General features: G+C 30.6%; 24 protein-coding genes and 1 pseudogene. 10 read left to right on the top strand and 15 right to left on the bottom strand.

Annotated features, from left to right (window positions below; genetic code table 11):
* Positions 1-153 precede the first annotated feature (153 nt).
* From LQ675_RS13435 to ssb, 13 genes and pseudogenes are all read right to left on the bottom strand, one after another.
* On the bottom strand, positions 154-531 hold the full coding sequence (locus LQ675_RS13435) for a DUF6262 family protein (protein ID WP_002485300.1): 378 nt from the start codon (positions 529-531) through the stop codon (positions 154-156).
* Positions 532-537: 6 nt separating this feature from the next.
* Positions 538-2,430: a site-specific integrase gene (locus tag LQ675_RS13440; RefSeq protein WP_002485298.1), complete on the bottom strand. Its 1,893-nt coding sequence runs from the start codon at positions 2,428-2,430 to the stop codon at positions 538-540.
* Positions 2,426-2,506: pseudogene (locus LQ675_RS15095) on the bottom strand (site-specific integrase); the annotation flags it as partial. The pseudogene LQ675_RS15095 and the gene LQ675_RS13440, both read right to left, overlap by 5 nt.
* 118 nt (positions 2,507-2,624) lie before the next feature.
* A complete protein-coding gene (locus tag LQ675_RS13445) occupies positions 2,625-2,948 on the bottom strand; it encodes a JAB domain-containing protein (RefSeq protein WP_000088091.1) in 324 nt (107 codons plus the stop codon).
* The gene (locus LQ675_RS13450; RefSeq protein ID WP_001077283.1) at positions 2,941-3,147 is read right to left on the bottom strand and encodes a hypothetical protein; all 207 of its coding nucleotides are present in this window, start codon (positions 3,145-3,147) and stop codon (positions 2,941-2,943) included. Before LQ675_RS13450 ends, LQ675_RS13445 begins: the two co-directional genes overlap by 8 nt.
* A gap of 1 nt (position 3,148) precedes the next feature.
* Complete coding sequence (locus LQ675_RS13455) at positions 3,149-3,670, bottom strand: DUF1643 domain-containing protein (protein WP_000836008.1); 522 nt, start codon at positions 3,668-3,670, stop codon at positions 3,149-3,151.
* Positions 3,671-3,688: 18 nt separating this feature from the next.
* Entirely contained in the window at positions 3,689-4,000 is a 312-nt protein-coding gene (locus LQ675_RS13460; RefSeq protein ID WP_000833212.1) for a DUF960 family protein, read from the bottom strand.
* A gap of 84 nt (positions 4,001-4,084) precedes the next feature.
* Positions 4,085-4,435: an SAUGI family uracil-DNA glycosylase inhibitor gene (locus LQ675_RS13465; RefSeq protein WP_000171449.1), complete on the bottom strand. Its 351-nt coding sequence runs from the start codon at positions 4,433-4,435 to the stop codon at positions 4,085-4,087.
* A gap of 470 nt (positions 4,436-4,905) precedes the next feature.
* Positions 4,906-6,534 carry a cassette chromosome recombinase CcrB gene (gene ccrB, locus LQ675_RS13470; protein ID WP_001186596.1) on the bottom strand — a complete coding sequence of 543 codons (1,629 nt, stop codon included), beginning with the start codon at positions 6,532-6,534 and terminating at the stop codon, positions 4,906-4,908.
* 20 nt (positions 6,535-6,554) lie between these two features.
* Positions 6,555-7,901 carry a cassette chromosome recombinase CcrA gene (gene ccrA / locus LQ675_RS13475; RefSeq protein WP_000816499.1) on the bottom strand — a complete coding sequence of 449 codons (1,347 nt, stop codon included), beginning with the start codon at positions 7,899-7,901 and terminating at the stop codon, positions 6,555-6,557.
* A gap of 192 nt (positions 7,902-8,093) precedes the next feature.
* On the bottom strand, positions 8,094-8,369 hold the full coding sequence (locus LQ675_RS13480; protein WP_001791132.1) for a hypothetical protein: 276 nt from the start codon (positions 8,367-8,369) through the stop codon (positions 8,094-8,096).
* An 89-nt stretch (positions 8,370-8,458) separates the two neighbouring features.
* A complete protein-coding gene (gene cch1, locus LQ675_RS13485; RefSeq protein ID WP_000181743.1) occupies positions 8,459-10,246 on the bottom strand; it encodes a cassette chromosome replicative helicase in 1,788 nt (595 codons plus the stop codon).
* A complete protein-coding gene (gene ssb, locus LQ675_RS13490; protein ID WP_000659554.1) occupies positions 10,246-10,530 on the bottom strand; it encodes a cassette chromosome ssDNA-binding protein in 285 nt (94 codons plus the stop codon). The genes cch1 and ssb overlap by 1 nt, the downstream gene beginning before the upstream one ends.
* Before the next feature lie 136 nt (positions 10,531-10,666).
* Here ssb and LQ675_RS13495 point away from each other — a divergent pair, with 136 nt between their 5' ends.
* The 5 genes from LQ675_RS13495 to LQ675_RS13515 all read left to right on the top strand — a co-directional run bounded on the left by LQ675_RS13495 (position 10,667) and on the right by LQ675_RS13515 (position 16,659).
* On the top strand, positions 10,667-11,716 hold the full coding sequence (locus LQ675_RS13495; protein ID WP_000613217.1) for a hypothetical protein: 1,050 nt from the start codon (positions 10,667-10,669) through the stop codon (positions 11,714-11,716).
* Positions 11,717-11,768: 52 nt separating this feature from the next.
* Positions 11,769-12,341, top strand: a complete 573-nt coding sequence (locus LQ675_RS13500) for an ADP-ribosyltransferase (protein WP_000489177.1) — start codon at positions 11,769-11,771, stop codon at positions 12,339-12,341.
* 226 nt (positions 12,342-12,567) lie between these two features.
* Positions 12,568-14,688, top strand: a complete 2,121-nt coding sequence (locus LQ675_RS13505; RefSeq protein WP_239728034.1) for an AAA family ATPase — start codon at positions 12,568-12,570, stop codon at positions 14,686-14,688.
* A 229-nt stretch (positions 14,689-14,917) separates the two neighbouring features.
* Positions 14,918-15,847: an alpha/beta hydrolase gene (locus tag LQ675_RS13510; RefSeq protein ID WP_239728036.1), complete on the top strand. Its 930-nt coding sequence runs from the start codon at positions 14,918-14,920 to the stop codon at positions 15,845-15,847.
* 35 nt (positions 15,848-15,882) lie between these two features.
* Entirely contained in the window at positions 15,883-16,659 is a 777-nt protein-coding gene (locus LQ675_RS13515) for an SDR family oxidoreductase (RefSeq protein WP_239728038.1), read from the top strand.
* Positions 16,660-16,958: 299 nt separating this feature from the next.
* On the opposite strand, the gene LQ675_RS13520 is transcribed toward LQ675_RS13515, so the two are convergent.
* Complete coding sequence (locus LQ675_RS13520) at positions 16,959-17,354, bottom strand: Lrp/AsnC family transcriptional regulator (RefSeq protein ID WP_070372898.1); 396 nt, start codon at positions 17,352-17,354, stop codon at positions 16,959-16,961.
* A 103-nt stretch (positions 17,355-17,457) separates the two neighbouring features.
* On the opposite strand from LQ675_RS13520, the gene LQ675_RS13525 reads away from it, so the two are divergent.
* Positions 17,458-17,895 carry a VOC family protein gene (locus LQ675_RS13525; RefSeq protein WP_069854469.1) on the top strand — a complete coding sequence of 146 codons (438 nt, stop codon included), beginning with the start codon at positions 17,458-17,460 and terminating at the stop codon, positions 17,893-17,895.
* 119 nt (positions 17,896-18,014) lie between these two features.
* Here LQ675_RS13525 and LQ675_RS13530 read toward each other — a convergent pair whose 3' ends face one another.
* Positions 18,015-18,443, bottom strand: a complete 429-nt coding sequence (locus LQ675_RS13530; RefSeq protein ID WP_069854470.1) for a VOC family protein — start codon at positions 18,441-18,443, stop codon at positions 18,015-18,017.
* A gap of 80 nt (positions 18,444-18,523) precedes the next feature.
* Here LQ675_RS13530 and LQ675_RS13535 point away from each other — a divergent pair, with 80 nt between their 5' ends.
* From LQ675_RS13535 to LQ675_RS13545, 4 genes are all read left to right on the top strand, one after another.
* Positions 18,524-19,453 carry a helix-turn-helix transcriptional regulator gene (locus LQ675_RS13535; RefSeq protein WP_069854471.1) on the top strand — a complete coding sequence of 310 codons (930 nt, stop codon included), beginning with the start codon at positions 18,524-18,526 and terminating at the stop codon, positions 19,451-19,453.
* 304 nt (positions 19,454-19,757) lie between these two features.
* A complete protein-coding gene (locus LQ675_RS15025; RefSeq protein WP_275590081.1) occupies positions 19,758-19,886 on the top strand; it encodes a hypothetical protein in 129 nt (42 codons plus the stop codon).
* A 697-nt stretch (positions 19,887-20,583) separates the two neighbouring features.
* Complete coding sequence (locus LQ675_RS13540; RefSeq protein ID WP_239728048.1) at positions 20,584-21,234, top strand: nucleotidyltransferase family protein; 651 nt, start codon at positions 20,584-20,586, stop codon at positions 21,232-21,234.
* 6 nt (positions 21,235-21,240) lie between these two features.
* A complete protein-coding gene (locus LQ675_RS13545; protein WP_239728050.1) occupies positions 21,241-21,990 on the top strand; it encodes a Panacea domain-containing protein in 750 nt (249 codons plus the stop codon).
* The last annotated feature ends 80 nt before the right edge of the window (positions 21,991-22,070 follow it).

The raw sequence follows: 22,070 nt of genomic DNA on the forward strand, positions 1-22,070 counted from the left end.
TGATATATAATTAATATTAAAAAGGATTGGTTTCTAATGTTAGAAACCAATCCTTTCGGAGATTTTAACCAAATTTTAAAGTATCTTAAACATAACTGCCCCGTTAGTTTAAGTGCATCCTTTCACAATCTGTCTACAGATTAATAATAAAAACTACTCTTTATTATACAGATCTCCATATAATTTTTGAATTTGGTTCTGTAATTTTTTATTTTCTTTTTCTAATTCCATAACTCTTCTTTTTAAGGTTTTTATAAGGATTTCCTCCGAACGAGAACTTTTCTTGGGTTTTGAGACTACATTTGATGTTATTTGACGCTCACGAAGGGATTCGATTCTTTGCCTAATATCGTGTTCCTTATAAAGCCATGATTTAGAAACATTAACTTCCTTTGCTATTGAATTAAAATTAATAGCTTTACCTTCAATCGAAAATTTAGAAATCGCTTTGTCTACTTTTTCTCTTGTCTTTTGTGATTTCTGCTTCGCCAAACGTACAATTTCTGTTGTATTTCTAACTTGTTTATTCATTGATAATTACCCCGTTAAACTTCCAATGATTTGTTCTAAACGCTCTTTAACACGGCTATTAGTCTCTATTTGTCTTTGCCATTGTTTATCCTTTGCTATGGTTAATAACTCTTCTGTACGCTCTAACTGTTCTTCGTGCTGTGGTAAGAATTGCTTACTGGTACAGAAGTGAGTGCAATCTAAGCATGCATTCGCATGTGGACAACCACCTGCTATTACTGGCAATCTACAATAACCATTTGGAAGCACTTGTGCATTTATATTTTTCTTGAACCATTGAAGCTCTACATCATCGACTTCACTATCATCATCTAGATTGAGCACATCTCCATTATTGGTAACCAGTTTTTCTTGAAATTTAGTAAATTCATTTTTTAGAGTTTCATCAAAGATATGAGCGTATCTGCTTGTCATTTCTGGGCTTTCATGTCCCAAAAATTTCTGCACAATATGCTGGGGCACCCCGTTGTTAATCATTCTTGTTCCTACTGAATGGCGAAAGGCATGGGCATGGAATCTATAAATCTCGCCTAATTTATCCACTATATTTTGCTCATAAGCTAATTTATTTAATTCGCCTCTAAATGTTTCTTGTTTTAATGGCGATCCATCTTTTCTTGGAAAGAGGTATTCACTATCTGGAAATTCCTCTGAAACTTTATCTTCCCGAACTTTAATAAGTAAAACTACCTCTTTAGATATTGGAACTATATGCTCCTTTTTCATTTTCCATTGATAATACTTTAAAAAGTAATCTCCATCTTTGTCCTCTAATAAACAGCCTTTTTTCAAGGTGCACAATTCACTTATCCTCATTCCACATTCTTGAACAATCATAGTCATCGTAGCTATATATTCGGGTAATTTATCAAGATGACTGTTCAATTGCTCTAGAACGAATTCGTCTATAAAGCGAGGTTTTGCTCTTGGTATTTTCGGATAGTCCTCGGGATAAATTAATAATTTGGAAGGAACATCATCCCATTCTAGCCTATGAAGGGTACTAAATAGTCCTTCCAATATAGAGATCCTCCCAGTTATTGTACTAGGTTTTATCCCCATCATGTTTAGTTCACTTAAATATGCTTCAATTTCCACTCTCGTTAATTGGTGTACTCTCTGAACGTGTTTAAACTTTATGTCCAGAAAATTAAAGAACTCTTTAAGTTTTTGGGCAATATCACTTACATAGGAAAAGCTATCCATGTTCAATCTTAACTTACAATATCTTTTTACAAGCTGTTTAAAATATGTATTCCGAAACCCTTTAAAGTTAATTGTATATTCATATTGTGTTGGGTTAACCTTATCATCTGGCAAAGGTAAGTTTCGTCTATCCCAAACGTCTTTATCCCACTCCTCTCCATCAAAATAAAAATCCTCATAAAACTCAATAAATTGTTTAAGATTAGTAACATAGTAAGAATTAGCTTTTACAGGTGTTTTTTCTTGATTAGCAGTAATCTTATAATTAGTGGTGGTAATTCTAACACCCTGTTTTGTCAAATATGTTCTATACTCCGTCATTGCTTTATCAATAGGAACTTCAGTAATTGAAGTAATGCTGGGATACTTTAAATCTAAAAAATCCAACATTTTATTAATTACTGTTCCTTTTCTAATCCAGACAGTTTTTGCATTCCATATTCCATTGTTTAAATGGTAAAAATAAAAATATTTCAATTCTGTTCTTAACCACAGATTTTTAACACGTTCAAAACGAACCCAACGATTTCTTAAAGCAGGATTCTTACTTAATTCTATGGCAGAAGGATGTGGACATTTTCTTATATCCCAACTATTATTAGCCCAAAACCCTTGCATTTCTTCATTCATTACAGCTATTTTTTTGCTGATCTCACTCTGACTGATAATTTTCCTTTTACTAGAAGCATTCATTTAGCTGGTATTCTTTATCTAGTAATAAATACAATGGATACGGCTTATTCTCCACTTCTATCCTTTGAACCCTCACACGCGCCCCCCTCTTTAAACACTTTAAGTACTACAAATTATAAACCTTGTTAATTTTTATTTAAAGTAAAATCTCCCTTTAACATCTCCTCCTGAACTACTTTAACTACTATTATTTATTATACTATGGTTAATATGTCTCCACTTGGGTGGTTATGGCCAATAATCATACCCGTTGCGTTACTTAATATGGCTGTTTTAAATATTTCTCGAGGATGTATAACCGCAAAATTAATGGTTCCTATAGAGACGGTTTCAATATGTGTAGGTTCATTTTTGCTATTCAAGCAAATTAAAATGAAGTGTTCTCGGTCAGCATTTCCTATGAAGTCACGCATAATATCAGCAGCGTCTTTTGGTTCTTCAATACGTCTTTTTAAATACCAAAGTGTATCTTCTTTAACCATTTGGACTTTGACAACATCTATTCTTTTTCTACTCATTATGGATAAGCTCTATACTTTCTATTAAGTCAGGGTGAACAATGGATGTGATAGAATCATCATTCATATAAATGGAATATAGCTCATCTAATTCTGAATTATTTTTTTTGTTTGATGAAAAGGCGATAATGCCTTTAATAACATCGATGTGTGGTTGATGCATTAAATATTGGTATACTTCTTTCCATGTTTGATTCATTCTATTTAGTCTCCTTTAATGGTTTAATTGTCCATGCCTTTCTAGCGTATGGATTTAATGGATGCATGATTTCATTTGTTTGAGGATTTGTTAATATACTGATTTTCTTACTGTGAGGTTTTAACATGTCTAATACTTCATTCACTCGATTTTCCACAAGAGGTTTTTTTCCGTAGGAACCCCAAGCCAATAAAACACTATCGGCTTCTTTGACAGCTTTCATAATGTGAATATCCGTGTGCTTGTCATGGCTGTTTTCGATATGTTTTAAATTAATGGGGGTATCAATATTTGAAAAAAGATTTATAAAATTAACGCCACCATATTCATCTTTTTCAGCTACTTTATTGACAATAAGTTGTGTTGTAAGGTCAACGTTGATAACACCATCATAATGAGGATACATCGTTATAATTGTAAGTACTTCTTTATCAATATCCCAAGTTTTCTTGAGAAGATAACGATGCATTTTATCCTGACTAAATATCGCTTCAGTTTCTAATACACTTTTGATTGATTTCATTTTATCTAACTCCTTTATTTAATATTCTTCAGGTAACAACATGACGTAATAAGAAAGGTCTACATCATCTTCTCGGATAATGTAGACCTTATTAATATTGATAGCTTTTGAATAATTTGCCTTATGAATTTTTACGTACTCTGGACGTTCTTGCTTATGTTTGATATATAATTGACTATTATGCATATTGAACTGGAATATATGAAAGTAATCAATCTCTTCTAGTTCCTTGAATTGTTCGTTTTCGCGTTGCGCTACAAGTTTCCATAACTGTTGCTGCAACATTGCTGGCAAGTAATTGGCAATACTACGTGTAATATAACGTTTCATGCTCATTTCTCCTTTTCTATATCTTTCATTATTGTAATAACTTCTGTAATGACTGTGACGCTTATCTGAGCTATGTGTATCCATTTATTCATTATTATAATTCTCCTTTTCAAGTAAGTGTCTTTGATCTAGTAGTGGCATAACTGTGTTATGAAGATATAAGAAGTCCATATCGTTTGTTTCATCAATATAACCAATCGCAATAAGTTGTTTTTGATAGTAGAGGATAAAGGGGTATATATGCCTTTCATGAAGTGTGTCAGAGTAGTAAGTATACGTATGAAGGATTTTGTTGGTAAGCGGACCAAGTCTGATATATTGATCAGGAAGGATATTATCTGCCACTTCCTCGATAGATTCACATTCCCATTTTTCGTCCTTTGGCAGATTGAATAAGTTAGTTATATACTCTTTGAGTTGTTTTTCTAGTGTCATGGTTATGACCTCCTATAATGTTTTTGATGTATACATGTAATACACCATATAGATAATATATGCTTCAAAAAAATTTTGTTTCGTTTGTGAATCCCATTGTTATTAAGAAAATATCCCAATAGAAAATTATCACAATTGTTGATATGACAAGGAAATCCCATTATCCCGCTCATTTCTCAGGAAATATAGCGATATATTTATATATCATTTGGATTTGGTGGTGTCAGTACGACTTACTTTTTCTTTTTATATTATTTATTTATAAATAATAATGGGATTTCGGGATTACGCTTGCGTAATCCTTATCCTACATGTATTTATCAAATCCCATTGCTATCCCGTTCATATTTTATTTTGGGATGTTCTTTCGTCATACAATATAAGCTTCACATTGAGTTGTGACTTGTTAGTATGTTGAAAAGATTCGTTAGATGGGTGTTATTGAATGACGAAAGGACAGTACATAGATATTAGATTTGAAGAAAGAGCGTTTGAGGCAAAAATAAAGACGAAGTGCTGAGGAGCACTTCGTCGAGAGGGGTATTATTGAAAAGTTGTTTAATAATTTCATTATTGAGTTTTAGTGTAACGTAGAACTGTTTTTTATGATTACCGTCTTTACGAATATCAATACGGTCAATGACTGTAAGATATAATGCTTTGAGTTGTGCTTTATCCATTGATTCTATATTTTGAAATATTCGTTGTAATAGGGCAGCGATTTGTTTCGTATCATAAGATAGTTTCTCTTGATTTTGTTGCTGTTTGAGTTGATTCATTTGATTTGTAATGTCATTGAGTTGTGTTTCATATTGATGAATAGTTGCTTTCAATGCAGATGTTAGGTCCGGATTATCTTCAATGGTTTTAACTAAATTATGGAGTTTCCCGCTGACTTCATCGTATTGTTGTTGTTTATAAGCGATATCGTGGTTCAATGCACCAATATCGACTTTATTTTCTTGATTGACACGTTCTAAGACTTGGTTAATGACTTTATCACTTTTGACAATTTCGAGTATTTGATCCATGACGTATTTCTCAATCACATCAGCTCTAACGCTATTCGCAGAACATACTTTTGAGCCTTTGTTTCGGAAGTTACTGCAAGAATAATAACGTATTCGCTTCTTGGTACCATCTTTCAATGTGTTCGTTGTGTTACTAGCTGCCATTGGTGCACCACATTGTGGACAATGAACGATACCTGTTAATAGATTAGTTCCTTTACCGTGGACTTGAGGTTTTTGACTGACTTGTTTTTTACGTAATTGGACTTTATCCCATAAGTCTTGAATAATAATAGGGGAATGCTTACCTTCAGCTATTATTGGTTTATCATTCAGCCCTTTACGACGCTTTTCATTCCAATCTTTGTACTTTGCGAATTGAATTTTACCAACATAGAATGGATTAGATAAGATATAGGTCACTGAACCAATACTGAAAGGCTTTCCTTTTTTAGTCACGTATCCTTTGTGATTGAGTGCATTCGCAATTTTACGATATCCGTGGCCTTTAGCATATGACTCAAATATATATTTGACAATATTCGCTTCATGTTGGTTTATCATGAGTTCATGCTTGCTATCCGGTATTTTGTCATAGCCCAGCGGCAAATTGCCTTGATAATAGCCTTCTTGAGCGCGTCGGGTTTGACCCATGAATACATTTTCGACAATATTATTTCTTTCAAATTCTGAAAAACTCGCTAGAATTTGTAGCATCAATTTACCACTGCTTGTATTGACTTCCATACGCTCAGATAAGCTGAAGAATTCGACATTTTGACGATGAAGGTCTTCAACAATTTTGAGTAAGTCAGAAGTGTTACGTGCTAGTCGGTTTGTTTTGTAGACCATAACAGAATCAATCTGACCTTCGTTCGCATCTTTTAACAAACGTTGTAGTTCTGGTCGGTTCATAGATTTTCCAGAGATACCTCTATCCGCGTATACATCTACAACAACAAAGTTATTGAAATCACAATATTCTCGAATTTGATTGATTTGTCCATCGATACTATAGCCTTCAGTACTTTGGATTTCCGTTGATACACGAACATAGATACCGACACGTTTTTGTTTGAGTTGTTGCATGATTTTTTCATCCTTTCTGATTAAGCAATCGATGATTGCGAGGTTTGGTTCACAATGTTCAATGGTTCATTTTTGAAATAGATCCCAACAAGGGCTTTATTTTTTGTAATGCGAATTTCATCAATATAGGGATGCAGCATGTTTAACGTGAAACTTTTCTGTATAACCTTTTGTAGTGATGTTTGTAACTGATTATCACTTATGGAGGATATGGTTTTGTGCTTTTGATTCATCAAATGAGTCTGTTTTCTGAATGATTCAGCATCAATCATACCTTTGGCAAGTTTATCTATCAGTTGTTCTTGAGTTAGCGTACTTTTAGCTTCTATCACTCTTTGTTTTTTGAGGCGTTGATGAATTGCATTATTAATTTTTGAATAGAGCTGTTGGTTTTGAAAGAAGTTCTGACATGTAGCTAAGACTTGAACTTCTAATTTTTGTGCATTTATTCCTTTGAATGAACAGACAAAGCGAGATTCATTCATATTTTTAGGACAAATATAATATCGCAATGTATGTTTTTTTCTTATTGTCATATTTGTCAGTGTTGAGTCACAACAAGGACATTTGATCTTTTGTTTCAGCTGATTCTCTGAAGGTATACAGTGAAGTTGCTTCTTATTACGGATTGCTTGAGCATGTTCATATTTCGTTGCCGAAACAATAGGTGGTACCATATTGTTATATTGACCATATTGATTGATGACACGACCACAATAATTTGGGTTCATAATTATATTTCGTACCTGATAAGGCTTGCGGGTAATAAGTTTATTATCGTCTTCTAAATATTGTGCAATCTTCTTGTAGCCATATCCTTGAAGATAATAATTGAATACAGCTTTGACGGTAGGTGATTCATCATTATTAATGATGAAAGTACCATTTTGATAGTGATAACCGAAAGGCGCATGGGTCGTTATGAGTTTACCTTGTTTTGCCTTTTCTCTAAGTCCATTTTTGACTTGTTCTCCAATATTATCGGATTCAAGTTCAGCCAGACTCATGAATATATTGAGTTTTAGGCGATCAAACGCTTTATCCATATCAAAATAGCCATCATGAACACTTAGAATATGAACATGATATTTTTGACAGAGTTTCATGAGTTTTAATGCATTTTTCAAGTTGCGATGAAGTCGATTCAAGCGATAACAACATAATACGTCACATTGTCTTTGTTGGATGCGTTCGGTGACTTGTTGATAGCCTGTTCGATTATCTGTTCTGCCTGATTGCTTATCACTAATGTATTGGATATTTTGAATATTGTGCTTTGGAGCTAATAATTCTATTGCTTGCTTTTGAGCTGGGAGTGATTGTTGTTTCGTTGTACTTTGGCGCAAATAACCAATGGCTCGTTTCATAGTATTTCCTCCTTTCAAAGAGATAATATATATTTATGAACGAAATTATAGATAAGCCCAACACCAGTCGGGTGTTGGGCGGTATTATTAGTCATCAGCGTGATTGATTTCTTCAATAACCAGATCGGCTAATAGTATGATTAATTCGTCCATGTATATCACCTCATTATTCATAGTATTAACAACAATTCTTTAGTTGCATCTCAAAAGTAGTAACGAATTCGATATTCTTCTTTGAGCAAATTTTTTTAAATGAATGTAATCTTCATATTCTCCATATGCAACAATGGACGTAGGTTTGATTACTTTCTCCAAAATGTCATTTATTAACTTGTACTCCTCAGTGTAAGTGTTACTTATTTGACGACCTTCTTGTTTACAGCATTCCTTCACAGTATCTAGGGGTGTGCTTTCTAAGTATTCAAATCTTTCATCTTCAATTTCGTGAGCTAGTGCTACTGTATTCATAGTACAATTCCTCCATTGATTTAATATTTGTGCTACAACACCTTTAAATAGGTGTTGTAGCAAATTTATTTAATAACATATTTTAAGCTTTAAAAGTCAATATCACCGTTTTTATCCCATTCTCTTGCTTTTGAAATCATGTCTCGTAGTATTGGATGTTGGTGTTCAGAGATAAATGATAAGGGTATATTGAATTTACTTTTTTCAGATAGACCAAAAATAGGAGCGTATGATTTATCAAGCTTAAGATGATAAAATACGATGGTTTTTGGTTTGCCTTCTTTGTCTTTGACACTACGTTTTGTTGTTTTACGATTGGCGTCTGACTGGATGTAATCTTTATCCCTCAGTGCATCAATGACATTATTTGTATCTTGGAAATTATGTTCTTTTAACATATTTTTAAAAACCGAGGCAATCATTTTCACCTGGATATGATCATCTTCAAGTGAAATCATTCCATAATTTTCAATAAGCGTTGATAACCTAGTGTCGTCAGAAAACTTACCACGATTTTGTGCTACAAATTGGACAATGACTTCAATTGCTTTATCAGCTAGGCTTCGCTCACTAACAGAATCTAAATGATAGTTAATAAGATAGTCCCTTACAGCATTCAAATCAACAGGTGTGGCAATGACACGTTCCAATATACGTGCTGATGTTGTAATGGTTGCATAGCGTTTGAACATCCGAATTCCTGTATTGCTGGTTTCCTTTTCTAGTTGAGTTTTGAACCTTAGGTGCTCATTTTGGAACCATTTAATGACTTCTTGTTCACGATTGAGTAGATATTCAGCTACTAATGGCATGATATGACCATAATTAGCTGATGTTGCTTTTTTAATAGTATCTGCGTTGTCAGCGTTAGTTGTAAAAGCTTCAGATATTTCAATGGTACGTACATTCAAACCATCATTACGTGCACTATTATTGAAAATACTGTGTTCGGCAGTACTAATTACTGAGGTTCCCCAGTTTTTTAGTGACTTGACTTCTCCGTGTATATTAGAACGTTGTCTTCCTTGACCTTCGGCAATTGAATAGAGCAAACCAGTTGTATCTTTAAAGGTTGCAGATGACAGTTCGTCCAATACAATAGGTACACCATAGTTGTTACTTAGATATCCTTCAAGCGCGTTTCTAGTGCCATTCCATGATCTAAACAGCGTATTACTACCTTTAGTAGGGTTGCCGGTTATTGAGACTCCTAAAGCCGCTGCAGTTGATTTACCCGTGCTTGAATTTCCCGTAAATGAGAAAATCGTACCTGCGAATTCAACCTCATGTTTTGTTTTTAAAAACGCAGTTACTAATGAAGAAATACCAAACACTACAGCAAGTTCGAGTAACAAGTTTCCTTTTACTTCATCAAGATACATTTGCCACCAGTCTTCAAAAGTGCCTTTAGGTTGTAGATCGTACTGTGTTTCACAAATGATTTCATCCGCCTGCGACTGTGTAATTTCTTTTGAAAGATATGGTTCATCTAATGAAATGACGACACCTTTATCAGTATTTAACACACCGACACCCGTATACAACGATGACAGAGGCAGTGATTGGCGCATTAATTGTAGTGCATTGCTTAATGATTTAATGTACTTCTCATTGATGCTGAAGCCATACATGATTAGTGAAGGTAACTTTTGCGATGTTAAAATATCTGATGTTTCAATACGTTCAATATTTTGTCCGTTGGAAATAACTAGTTTCTCAACCCCAGATTTGGGGTCAAGAAACTTGTTTTTAATTAAAATTGGACTAGATAAGCGTATGGACTTTTGCTGATCATTTTTACCTTTCGGTGGTATAACTTCATACCATGAATCTTCAGTAAGCCAGTATGGATATTCACTAAAGATGATGTTAGTCATTAGTTGTTACCACCTTTCCAGTTATTTTGATGATTCATCGGATTTGGTGCAGTTTTAAGGTAGAGCAAAGATGAACCTTTTTTTCCAACTACAATGAATGGAAGGTTAGGTGTATATTTTACAAAATGTGCAAACCAACGACCAACATCTTGTTGAATTTCAGTCGAGCACAAAACATTAGCCCTCACATTCAAATCGTGATACATAAACATGGTGCCTACAGGTAAATTAAATGCGATGCTTGTAACAGCACGTTTTAGTGTATAAAATTCTTTTTCTTTCATCATAAGTTCCTCCAAATAAGTCTTATTAGTCAATCAATACTGTAGATGCTTAACACCTCAATGGTTGATTGCTATAATAAGCATAAATGAAGCATTTTAATTAGACGCGGAACAAAAAATAGGGAGGGGGGTATATATGATACCTACGATAGAAGAAATTATTGACAAGTATGGCAGTTTAGTAGATTGTCTAAAGTTTGATATATCAGGTGAGGTTTATGAAGACTTATTGTTATTAAGAAGTTTAAGCGATTTAAATGAACACCAAAAGATGCATAGAGTTTCATTTATACAAAAACACTTTAACCCTAATTTTGATTATTTGTTAGATGACTCAGAATTTAGAAGTATGAATAAAATTTATAGAAATTTAAATACTATGACGTATATCAATAGTCAAAACAATGAATTTAAACTTAAACCATTTATAAATGAAGAACAATTAAAATCACTACTTGCGATAAAGAAAGTAGATGAACATTTGAGTTATGACCCATCTATTACCTCAAAAGCATTAGCAGATATAAACAAGACGCAAAAAAGATTGGTTACAAAGCCAAATATTCTCTATAATCGATCCAAAAAAGAAAATGAGTATGTACGGTTAGGAGGAAAAATATCATATACAAAGATGGAGAAGCATTGGGAATATTTACATAATGAGATTCAGTATTATAATCTTACTAATCAATTAATTAGTTATGTTGCTTTAGAAAAGGAATATGCATGGGCTTTTTTAAATGAATTATTTTATTTAATAGAATTATATTTGAAGGCATTTAAAGGACAAAAGAAAACTGGCCATGAATTTGAAGAAGGATTGAACGCATTTATTCAATCATATGTCATTATTTTACTTATAGATATAAGATTACCGACTGTTAGGTTATATATTATTAGGCGTATTGTGGATGAATGCGAAAAAGAATCAGATAATCAAAAAAGAATTAAACTGATAGAGGAATCCATTAAAAAGTACAGATATGTAAAAGAACAGATTGAAAGATTTGGAAATGCGTTGAAAGAAGAATTATCAATCGCGACTTTGTCTATTGAACAGAATATGTTAGAAGCTAAAATTGATTATTATAAGAATTACTACTATCCTAGAAAAAAAACAAAGCATAACAATATTGAGTACAACGTATCAATGTTTTTTAAAGCTGTAGATTCTTTAAAGAAATAGTATTCGACGGACAATATTTATAGATAATAATTAATTAGAGAGGTTTTAAGTTGTGTTTAGATTAAAAAAATGGTATTTAAAACAAAAAGGCTATTTTTGCCGTGTCGGTGAAAAGTGGGACAATAGTAATTTATCCCATGAAAATATACATAGTTATGTAGATAGAGTACTTGAATATGAGACTGAAACACGTAGAAACGGCCAACCAACTGAAGAATATATATTAGCTAGTAGTGGGGAAAAAATAAATGAAGATTTAAGAAGTGGTACTAATGATCACAAAGAAATTCTAGAGGTATTTGATAAATATAAAGTAAAAGAGGATATAACTACTTATAGAACGGTTAGTCCTCGGATATACAAATTAATGGAGAAAAATGCTAAAAACTTAAATGGAGTAGATTTGTTTGAACTTGGAATTTTACACACTTCATTAATAAAAGGGTACGAATCAAGAGAAGAAGGTTACAAATTACGGGTAAAAGTAAAAAAAGGAACACCAGCTTTCTATGTAGGTAATTTAACAGGCGAAGAAAGCCATTATTATGAGGTGATTGTAGTTAATAATTTAAAATTAAAAATCATATCTATTGAAGATTACTATATAAATTGTGAAGTAGTATAATTGGAATCAATTCTGTTAGTTGTTCATAATAAGCCAATTATTTTTTTAATGAACTTATTACTTAAAAACCGCATCATCAACTGATAAGCAGAAGCTTATCACAAATAAAACTAAAAATGGAGTAACTATTAATATAGTATAAATTCAATATGGTGATAAAACAGCAAAAAAATAAAATATAACATCATAATGGTGATGTGAATATATTATACAAAAGGGGAATATAATGTTGGAATTAATTACTGATTTTTCAAAAAAGTCTTTTAAAAATTACAGTATGAAAGAAGAATTAAAATTCAATGCTATAAATATAATATACGGAGTTAATGGGAGGGGAAAAACTTCATTAGCTAGAGGTATTAAAGAAATAATAGAAGAAAATAATCCAGATAGCTTGAGGTATTTTTACACTGATTATATTCATGAACTTCTTTTACTAGAAGATTCCAATAAATTTAAGGGGGTAAAAGCAACATTTGGTACAAAAAATGTAGAAATTGAAAATAAAATAATCAAGCTGAAAAATGAAGTTGTTGATATGACGGATACTAAAAAGTTACTAGTTGAGAAGAGAAGGAAGTTAAGAGAACTAATAAACGAAATACATAAGTCAAGAAAAGGGAATCTTAAAATATCATTAAAATCATCAAGTAAAAGTATAGAAGAAGTAATAGCTATTTATGAAAAAAATTTAAAAGATGCTAAAAAAATAGAGCCTAATATAGAAAGTATAAGAAATTTTGTAGCGAATGATGAAACACTTAATCATAAATATAATAGCATTTATGAAGTTATGATTCCAAGCCTAAAAATTGAAAATTATAATGTAGATAGATTAACAAAGATTTTACAAAATAATTATACAGATATAAAAATTCCTAGTTTTGAAGTTATAGATTGGTTGCGTAATGGTTTAGAATTGCATAATGCTGAAGAGAGTATATGTAAATTTTGTGGAAACAATTTAAATTATAATTTGATTAAAGAAAAAATAGAAATATATTTATTAAATGAAAAGAAAAAAGATTTTGATTATCTTAAAGATGTCGAAAAATCAATTGAACAATTGTCGGATAATTATGAACAATATTTATCTAATATTGATATATTTGTTAATGAATTAGGGGTCCAAAAGTCAGAAGAAGAAAGTTTGGGAGACTCAATTGATGAAATTAAGAGAATTTTAAAACAAAAATTAGGAAATATGGAGAATGACAATCTTAAATTTCCTTCTGATGATTACATTACATTAATAAGCAGATTATCTGAAATTGAAGAGGAATGTAAGGAAAAGAAGAAAATAAAATTAAAAGAATTAAATAAAAAAATAGAAAATATAAATGTAATAGTTACTGGCTCTATAAGTTTAGAAATATTAGAGAATCAAACTATAAGAGAAGAACTTTCAAGTATTCAATATGAAGAAAATGAATGTAAGAACCAAGAACAACTAAATGAGGAAATTAATGCAAAAATATCGAAATTACATGAAAATCAATCGGGTTATAATGATTTTAAAATTTACTTAAATGATGTATTTGAAAGTATTAATTTACATATTAGGTTGAAATCTGATGAAACTACACAAAATTATTATCTTTATCATGATTTAGAAAATATATCACTAAATATAAAAGATATAAGTGAAGGAGAGAAAAATCTAATAGCATTTTTATTTTTTTATTTTGAACTTTTTGAGGATGAGAAACAAGAAACCATTAAAAGTAACATTACTACGCTAATCATTGATGATCCTATTAATAGCTTCGACGAAGCAAATAGATTTTACGTTTTAGAATTAATTAAAAAAGTACTTAAAAGCAAATTTAATCAAATATTTATATTTACCCATTCTTGGAATGACTTTTGTGATATAACTTATAGATTAAAAGGGGAAAATCATAATTTTTATGAAGTGTACAAAGATCATCAGGGAACTAGTTTTTTAGAAAAATTTAAGAAAGTAAAGACGCCTTATAAAAAGTTATTTCAAGAGATTTACGAGTTATCGAGAAAAAGTCAAAAGGACATAGTTGAGGAAGATTGCTATTACTATCATTCAATAAATAGCATTAGAAGAGTGTTTGAAGAATTTTTAAGTTTTAAGTTAAAAAATAGTGACCTAGCTCAGAAATCAAACCAACCAGAAATTGAAGAAGTTTATAGAAAAATGACAGGCAATGAAATGAGTAATAACAAAAAAATAAAGTTAGGATCATTTTTAACAATTATAAATGTATTGTCACATAAACCATACAGAGCAATAGATGTAATTGGTTCAGCAAAATTTTTGATGAGGTATATTGAAGATGTAGATAAAGCTCATTATGATGCTATGAAGGATTGAATTAATGCTCGTATAATTTTGGTGTTCAAAACAAGAGTTTAAAATTCAGGGAGACAACATATTAAAATATTTCTATCTTAATTTAAAGTATGAGAAATGTGTAAGTTCGAATAAAAAACTTCCCAATATTCTTACAACACAAATAAGTAGGACTGTTATTAAGTAGTCTAAAAAATGAGTTTTGGAAGAAATGGAATCGAAGTATTGTAAATTAGTGGAGGTAAGTTAGATGGAAAGTAAGGTACATAAAGAATTATTAGATACATTTAAGAATTTAAAACCTATGAATTTGACTGAAGAGAGATTACCTTCTATTCGTTCTGCTAATAAAATGTTATTAAAACCTTATACTGATGAAAAAATTACCCAAAAGGAATATTATGCTGCGCATGATGACGATATACAGATTAGATTGAAAGTATATTCGCCAGTGGATCAGAAAGGGAAGTTGCCAGTCGTGCTATTCATTCATGGTGGAGGTTATATGTTTGGTTCAGTTGAAGGTAATGATGCTAAGTGTGCGAAATACGTTGAGGATGTGGATTGTGTTGTGGTCTCAGTAGATTATCGACTTGCACCTGAAAATCCTTATCCAGCTGCAATAAACGATTGTTACCTGGCACTTCAATGGATTGTAAATCACTCAGAGAATTTGAATGTTGATATTGAACGGCTTGCAGTAGTTGGTGGAAGTACAGGTGGTGGCTTAACAGCTGCTTTAACATTATTGGCAAGAGATCGTAAGGGACCAAAAATTAAATTTCAAATGCCATTATTTCCTATGATTGATGCTTCTTGTTCAACATATTCTAGTAATGAATTTAAAGATCAACGTGTATGGAGTAAAGCACTTAATAGATTTGCATGGTCAATGTATTTAAAAGGGGTAGAGGGAGAGATTCCGAAATATGCTTCACCGATGCATGAAACAGATTTTAGTAACTTACCTCCTACATATACTACAGTAGGGTCGTTAGATCCATTTAGAGATGAGACAATGAATTATGTGCAAGTCTTAACAGAAGCGGGCGTGCCTGTAGAATTTCATTTGTATCCAGGAGGATATCACGAATTCGAAGCAATGGTACCAGAAGCTAATATTAGTAAAAAGGCGATTGATGAATCTATTACTGCACTGAGAAACGGACTAAATTGTTAGTACTAAAATATAACTAAAGAGGAGGAAATAGAGTAATGACTGTAGAAAATTTACCTTTGAAGAATAAGTGTGTTTTTATTACTGGTGTAGGCAAGAAAAGTGGTATTGGATATACAGTTGCATTGGAATGTGCAAAGCAAGGGGCATCAGTATATATTCAATATTTTGAAACAGAAGAACAACCAACATCAATTGAGAGCGCTAAAAAAGATATACAAGAACATATTATAGAAGGCGCAAGCTTCAAGCATATACATGCCAATTTTGAGAATGATAAATACATTGCCGATGTTCAATCATTCTTTAAACAAAATGGACCGGTTGATTTTCTAATATGTAATCATGCACTTTCAGGTTATGATGGTTATTTATTAGAAACAACAGCAGAAAACTTAGAGAAACATTGGCAAATTAATACGAAGTCCAGTATATTACTATCTAAATTATTTGTTGAACAACATATTCAAAAAGAAAAAGGCAAAATCATTTTTATGACTTCAGGTCAAAGCCTAGGACCTATGCCCAATGAGATAAGCTATGCATTATCCAAAGGAGCACTGGTTGAAATTGTAAAATCATTAGCACATGATTTGGCTACTAAAAATATTACTGTGAATGCAATAAATCCAGGTGTAACCAATACAGGTTATTTAGATGACTACGATTTGCAAGATTGGATTGATACTAATTTTCCATTTGGGAGATTGAGTATGCCACAAGATACAGCAAATCTAATTGCTTTCTTACTTTCTGATAGAGGCTCTTGGATTACAGGACAGATTATTAATAGTGAAGGTGGATTTATTAGATAATTACTATTCAACTTGAAGATAAATTTGTATATAGATTATCAGTACTTTAGATCAAAATGCAAGAGTAGTTAATAATGCACTTGCTTAATTAGTGTATGATATGAGAATTGATGGAAGTGATAGTTTGACTTTTTTATATACTCTCATGCTACATTTAGATTTTGCTAGAATATAAAATTACAACATACTATCTCGATAATTTAAATAAAAGTAAAAATAGGACAGAAATTACTGACAAAAAATGAATGAACTCATTAGGAAAGTAATAAAAAGTTTAAGCTTACATCTCGAAATTTAAGTTAAAGGCGTTCGGTAATGATATGTAATTGCGAAGGTCCAAAAGGTCTTAATGACTTTTGTATATCTAACAAATGGTTGTGGCTCTCACATTGAACTTCTACACAGTAGTTATAATAGCCTGCCATGCGATACACCTTCTCAACATTCTTCAGACTGTTTAAGATTTCCTCTAGTTCGTTACACTTGCTTGTTTTGATGTGTATAAAAGCTGATATTTGGTTTTTTAGACGTCCTGTTTCAATAGTGAATTTTGAAATAATATTAGTGTCTAATAATTTTTCGATACGCTCTTTTACAGCAGGTTGTGATAGATGAACCATTTGTGAAAGCTGTTTATAAGATAATCGGCCATTTTCTTTTAAAAGTGTGATTAATAATTTATCAGTATTATCCAAATGAATAACTCCTTATTAAATAAAGTTTTAAGTGAATATACTTTATTTATATCATGTAATACAGTATTTTCAACTATTATACTTTTATTTAGGAGGGATGGAAATGAAGGTGTTTGGATTAGCACATATTGCTATTATGGCAGAAAATTATGAAGAAACGATTTCGTTTTATACAAATTTACTACAATTTAAAAAAGCCCATCATTGGAGTTTAGAAGAATACCATATTAAAGAAGCATGTATGCTACGTTCGTTAGATGGACAAACATATATTGAAGTATTTGATAAATATGCGAGCGTTCCACGTGAGGGCAACAAACTTAAGAAACAGAATGAGAATATACATGGGCATGTATTACACTTTGCGTTAACAGTAGATTCGATAAAAGAAGTAGTAGCTCATTTAAAGCACAATAACGTTAAAATACTTAACGCATATGAATCATTATCATTAGGTCAGCCAGTAGTTGAAGTCGTAAATGCAATTATTGAAGGTCCAAACGGTGAAATCATTGAATTACTAGAACCAGTAAAATTTTGATTGTATTATAAATGAAATTAAAAATGAGTTATATATAATCCTCTTACGTATAAAATATGTAAGAGGATTTTTTATATAATTAAAGACTAACATCTGTAATAAAATAGTTGAAAGTTGGTTTAAACTTTTCTCTTCGTAAATAAATGTAAGGAGATACCATAAGGATCTTTTACATAACCATACCCTTCAGTATAGAACTCTGGACTAAATGCTTTTAATACCTCACTGCCTTTTTTTATTAACTGATCATACACACGTTTAGTTTCTTCTACGTGGTCAAAAGTGATACAAAGAGATATATTATTACCTTGGGTTATAGGCAAACCTTCAGTGTCATCTGCAATCATAATTTTTATATCTCCAAATTGAAGGACACATTGGTCAATTTTATTTAAGTCATTTTCATCGATGTTAAGTTGCTTATCTATCGGTCTATCCTTAATGCGTTGGATATACAGCGTTTTAGCATCAAATAGTTCTTCATACAACCTTTTCAAACCATCTGCATTTTCAGAAATTAAAAAATAGGGACTTACTTGAAAATTCATAGTTTTTCCTCCTTAGATTTGTTATAAATAGAGTATATACTTTATTGGTATCAACTATTGATACTAAAAGGGGAATAAAAATGAAAAAATCTGTTAGGTTATATCATATGATTGAATATTGTAATGAAAATAGAAAGTTCAAGCTAATTGATTTAATGTCAGAATTTAATATTTCTCGTAGTACTGCTTTAAGGGATATAAAGGAAATTGAAGCATTAGGAGTGCCTTTATATAGTAGTACAGGGAAAAATGGTGGCTATACGACTATAGGTAATCGAAACCAAACGAAAATAGCAATCACAGACGAAGAATTGAAAGCTTTAGTATTTACGCTTTCAAGTATTTCAAATGTGAGTAAGCTACCTTTTCAAACAGAATACCAAGAAATATTAAAAAAGTTATATAATAATTCGAATAAAAAAGAACTGATAAACCAGTATAATGGGGTATTTCAATATTTTAATGAAGATACATATCAGGTCAAAAGTTATAAATTATTTAATGAAATCATTAGATTAACAATTGGTAGTAAGTCATTTAAAATCTGTTATTCACAAAACTACTTGAATGGTCAATATAAAGGTATTGGTATCTTATATAAAAATCAAAAGTGGTACTTCGTTGTTGTTAATATAGGATCAAAATTAGTGAAGTTGTTAAATATTTCTAAAATAAAAGAAGTATATGAAATAGGAGAAACTCAAGAATGTAATGAAATAACTATGCAGAATTTTCAACAGTTCATGATTGAAAACGAAAATACGATTGATATACAAATTAGAAGTAATATTATTGGATTAAATATCTTGAAAGGATACCTATGGAGTGACTATATGATTGAAAATATTAAAGAAGAGGCATATTTGTTTAAATCAAAAGTGAACACGAAAGATATAGATTTTATAGCTAAATTAATAGTCACATGTGGTGACAATGTCAAAGTGGAATCTCCTATTAGTTTGAAAAATGCTGTTAAAACTGAATTAACCAAAATAATAAGTATGTACTAATAGCAAATTAATCTTAATTTTGATGAAAAAAGGTGGTAAAGGAGGGTACCATATAAATGAAAAGTACAAACATATGTAGTTGAGCCGTTAAACAAACTGAAAACCGCATCACTAACTGATAAGTAGAAGCGTATCACAAATAAAACTAAAAAATATGAGTAAGTAGATGAAGAGTGTAAATCAGATTAATTATAATAATGAATCAAATCTAAAGAGAGTAGAGACTAATTCTTCATTAGTTTAAATATAGTAATTTGTCGGAAATAGGTATAAAAAAATTAAAATTAGAAAGGGTAATAGTGTCATGGGAATAAAGCTTAATAAACATCACCGATTATTAGATGTTTCAGATGATTTATTGTATTTATCTCAAAGAGATGACGAAAAAGTAGCTGAGGACAACATGGACTCTAATTATGAATTGAAAAACTAAAACGTATTATATCTAAGATGGAAGATGAAACGATTACAACATCTTGTCGTTTATATGTTATATAAATATTTTAGAAAAACGGAATATATTTGCTTTAGTTTAAAAAGTATAATAATAAAATACTCCGTAACTTACCCTGTTCCTATATGTGATGGAGTATTTTTTTGTATAATTTAAAATGAACGAATTAATTCAAATATTGACAGATACATTACTGGTTATGCAACTCATAAAGTAACAGGAATTAGACAATATGTTATATCAGAACTTAGAACAGGTAAAAGCAATTTAAATAACTTATCTCTTAATTAGGTTGAGAAGTTGTAATATTTCAAATAAAGTGTTTAAAGTCAGAGTATGATTAAGACATTCCAAAAGCCTTCTCACTTATAGAAAATCAACAAAAACTTGATGATTAAACAGATGTACAAAGAAGATATATTACACAAACTGGATTTAACTTTGAGGATTATATTAATAGTTTAGACAATAACAAGTGTACTTAAATGAATAGAGAGGTACTATATATTCTCTACAATCTAAATAGGAATTATAAAGTGAAAGAAATCTATTCGCTGAATTTGAACTTACGTATATATTAAGGTTTATATTAAATCGTGATCCTAAATTTTAAATTTTGTTTACAAAAAATTATACTAAAGGTATATTAATTATATATTAATCTAAAGGTGAAAAAATGTATCAATTAAATTGCAACCACATTGGAGAACTCATAAATGTTTTAAAACATCATCAACATATACATTCTTTAGAGTTTTTTAGAAAGTATAAAAAACCTTTTAACTTAAACAAAAAAAGAGTTGATGATATACTTAGTTCAAATGGAGATGAAATTATTTTAGATTTTGCATTTGAAGATTATATAAATAATTATTGTCGTAAATTATTATTTAAACAATTGGTCATAGTCCAAGAATTAAAGCAAAAAGATATTCATTTATCATCATCAAGACTAAAACAACCTCAATCAAGATTATCTAAATTGATGACATATCGTTTTGAAAAAAATGAAAAAGGAAAAATACCAATAAATAAATGCCTGAATGATTTATTCGGGGTAAGATTTATTTGTAAATTTGATGATTTAGAGCAAGCATTAGAAATTTTATCTAATTATTTTTCTAATGAAAAGCGTATTAAATTTATTAAGAAAGATAATTATGGTTATAAAGCAATACATATTTATATATATGGTGAAAATAATTCGTATTTTCCTTGGGAAATTCAGATATGGAATTATAAAGACGAGGAATCTAATAAAATTTTGCACTCTAAACATAAACAAGGTTATCTAGAGTGGACTAAAACTTTGAATAAGCAGAGGTGATTAAAAATGTATGAACATTTTGTAATAATTACACCCTATCATAAATTAGGGCATAGAATTGGTTGGCATAAAGTATTGGATAATGATAAAGATTATAAAGAAGTAAATGATGTTTTAGAAAAAGTAGTGAAAAAAGTAGGTGATTTAAAAGTATCATCTCATGTAATTTCAACTGATTCGAGAAATGTCCAGTCAATCAAAGATAAAGATAGTTTCTTTCATGATGTAGCTTTTTTTGAAGACGAACTTCAGTTTATTGATATGTACAAAAATGAAATAGAATTAACAGCAGGTGATGTAGCTAAATTTATTTTGAGCGTTGGAGAAAATATAACACATTTGAAATTACAAAAGCTATTATATTTGTGCTATGAAGATTTTATGAAGCTCACTGGTACTAGTCTATTTAAAGATAAAATATATGCGTATAAATACGGTCCAGTCGTAAAAAGTGTTTATGATATGTATTCAGATAAGGGCTATAGTAAATTAGATTTTAAGGAAGATGATAGTGTCTTTCTTTCAAAAATTGATATGCTAATTAAACCATCTTATAGTAGAATATTGTTTTCTGAAGCAGGATCTGGTGCTTTAAAATCAATATTAGATACTTTAGAAAAATTCATTGAATTTTCAGCTCGTGACTTAGTAGACTACACTCATCAAAATGGTACTGCATGGTCAAAAGTTTATAAAGAAAATATTTTCAACATAGAAATAACTGATGAAGTCATAGAACAGAGTTTATCTTATTAAAAAGCCCCACCTTAATGAAGTGGCCCCCAAAAATTAATCCGAAATTTTAATTTTTGGGTGGGCGTGATTTATGTGTGTTT

It is taken from the genome of Mammaliicoccus sp. D-M19, from assembly GCF_022386695.1.
Lineage (GTDB): Bacteria > Bacillota > Bacilli > Staphylococcales > Staphylococcaceae > Mammaliicoccus > Mammaliicoccus sciuri.

What these genes read in the sequence shown, in the direction of transcription:
- LQ675_RS13435 (WP_002485300.1), bottom strand. Translation starts at nt 531, where the DNA reads ATGAATAAACAAGTTAGAAATACAACAGAAATTGTACGTTTGGCGAAG.
- LQ675_RS13440 (WP_002485298.1), bottom strand. Translation starts at nt 2,430, where the DNA reads ATGAATGCTTCTAGTAAAAGGAAAATTATCAGTCAGAGTGAGATCAGC.
- LQ675_RS13445 (WP_000088091.1), bottom strand. Translation starts at nt 2,948, where the DNA reads ATGAGTAGAAAAAGAATAGATGTTGTCAAAGTCCAAATGGTTAAAGAA.
- LQ675_RS13450 (WP_001077283.1), bottom strand. Translation starts at nt 3,147, where the DNA reads ATGAATCAAACATGGAAAGAAGTATACCAATATTTAATGCATCAACCA.
- LQ675_RS13455 (WP_000836008.1), bottom strand. Translation starts at nt 3,670, where the DNA reads ATGAAATCAATCAAAAGTGTATTAGAAACTGAAGCGATATTTAGTCAG.
- LQ675_RS13460 (WP_000833212.1), bottom strand. Translation starts at nt 4,000, where the DNA reads ATGAAACGTTATATTACACGTAGTATTGCCAATTACTTGCCAGCAATG.
- LQ675_RS13465 (WP_000171449.1), bottom strand. Translation starts at nt 4,435, where the DNA reads ATGACACTAGAAAAACAACTCAAAGAGTATATAACTAACTTATTCAAT.
- ccrB (WP_001186596.1), bottom strand. Translation starts at nt 6,534, where the DNA reads ATGCAACAACTCAAACAAAAACGTGTCGGTATCTATGTTCGTGTATCA.
- ccrA (WP_000816499.1), bottom strand. Translation starts at nt 7,901, where the DNA reads ATGAAACGAGCCATTGGTTATTTGCGCCAAAGTACAACGAAACAACAA.
- LQ675_RS13480 (WP_001791132.1), bottom strand. Translation starts at nt 8,369, where the DNA reads ATGAATACAGTAGCACTAGCTCACGAAATTGAAGATGAAAGATTTGAA.
- cch1 (WP_000181743.1), bottom strand. Translation starts at nt 10,246, where the DNA reads ATGACTAACATCATCTTTAGTGAATATCCATACTGGCTTACTGAAGAT.
- ssb (WP_000659554.1), bottom strand. Translation starts at nt 10,530, where the DNA reads ATGAAAGAAAAAGAATTTTATACACTAAAACGTGCTGTTACAAGCATC.
- LQ675_RS13495 (WP_000613217.1), top strand. Translation starts at nt 10,667, where the DNA reads ATGATACCTACGATAGAAGAAATTATTGACAAGTATGGCAGTTTAGTA.
- LQ675_RS13505 (WP_239728034.1), top strand. Translation starts at nt 12,568, where the DNA reads ATGTTGGAATTAATTACTGATTTTTCAAAAAAGTCTTTTAAAAATTAC.
- LQ675_RS13510 (WP_239728036.1), top strand. Translation starts at nt 14,918, where the DNA reads ATGGAAAGTAAGGTACATAAAGAATTATTAGATACATTTAAGAATTTA.
- LQ675_RS13515 (WP_239728038.1), top strand. Translation starts at nt 15,883, where the DNA reads ATGACTGTAGAAAATTTACCTTTGAAGAATAAGTGTGTTTTTATTACT.
- LQ675_RS13525 (WP_069854469.1), top strand. Translation starts at nt 17,458, where the DNA reads ATGAAGGTGTTTGGATTAGCACATATTGCTATTATGGCAGAAAATTAT.
- LQ675_RS13530 (WP_069854470.1), bottom strand. Translation starts at nt 18,443, where the DNA reads ATGAATTTTCAAGTAAGTCCCTATTTTTTAATTTCTGAAAATGCAGAT.
- LQ675_RS13535 (WP_069854471.1), top strand. Translation starts at nt 18,524, where the DNA reads ATGAAAAAATCTGTTAGGTTATATCATATGATTGAATATTGTAATGAA.
- LQ675_RS15025 (WP_275590081.1), top strand. Translation starts at nt 19,758, where the DNA reads ATGGGAATAAAGCTTAATAAACATCACCGATTATTAGATGTTTCAGAT.
- LQ675_RS13540 (WP_239728048.1), top strand. Translation starts at nt 20,584, where the DNA reads ATGTATCAATTAAATTGCAACCACATTGGAGAACTCATAAATGTTTTA.
- LQ675_RS13545 (WP_239728050.1), top strand. Translation starts at nt 21,241, where the DNA reads ATGTATGAACATTTTGTAATAATTACACCCTATCATAAATTAGGGCAT.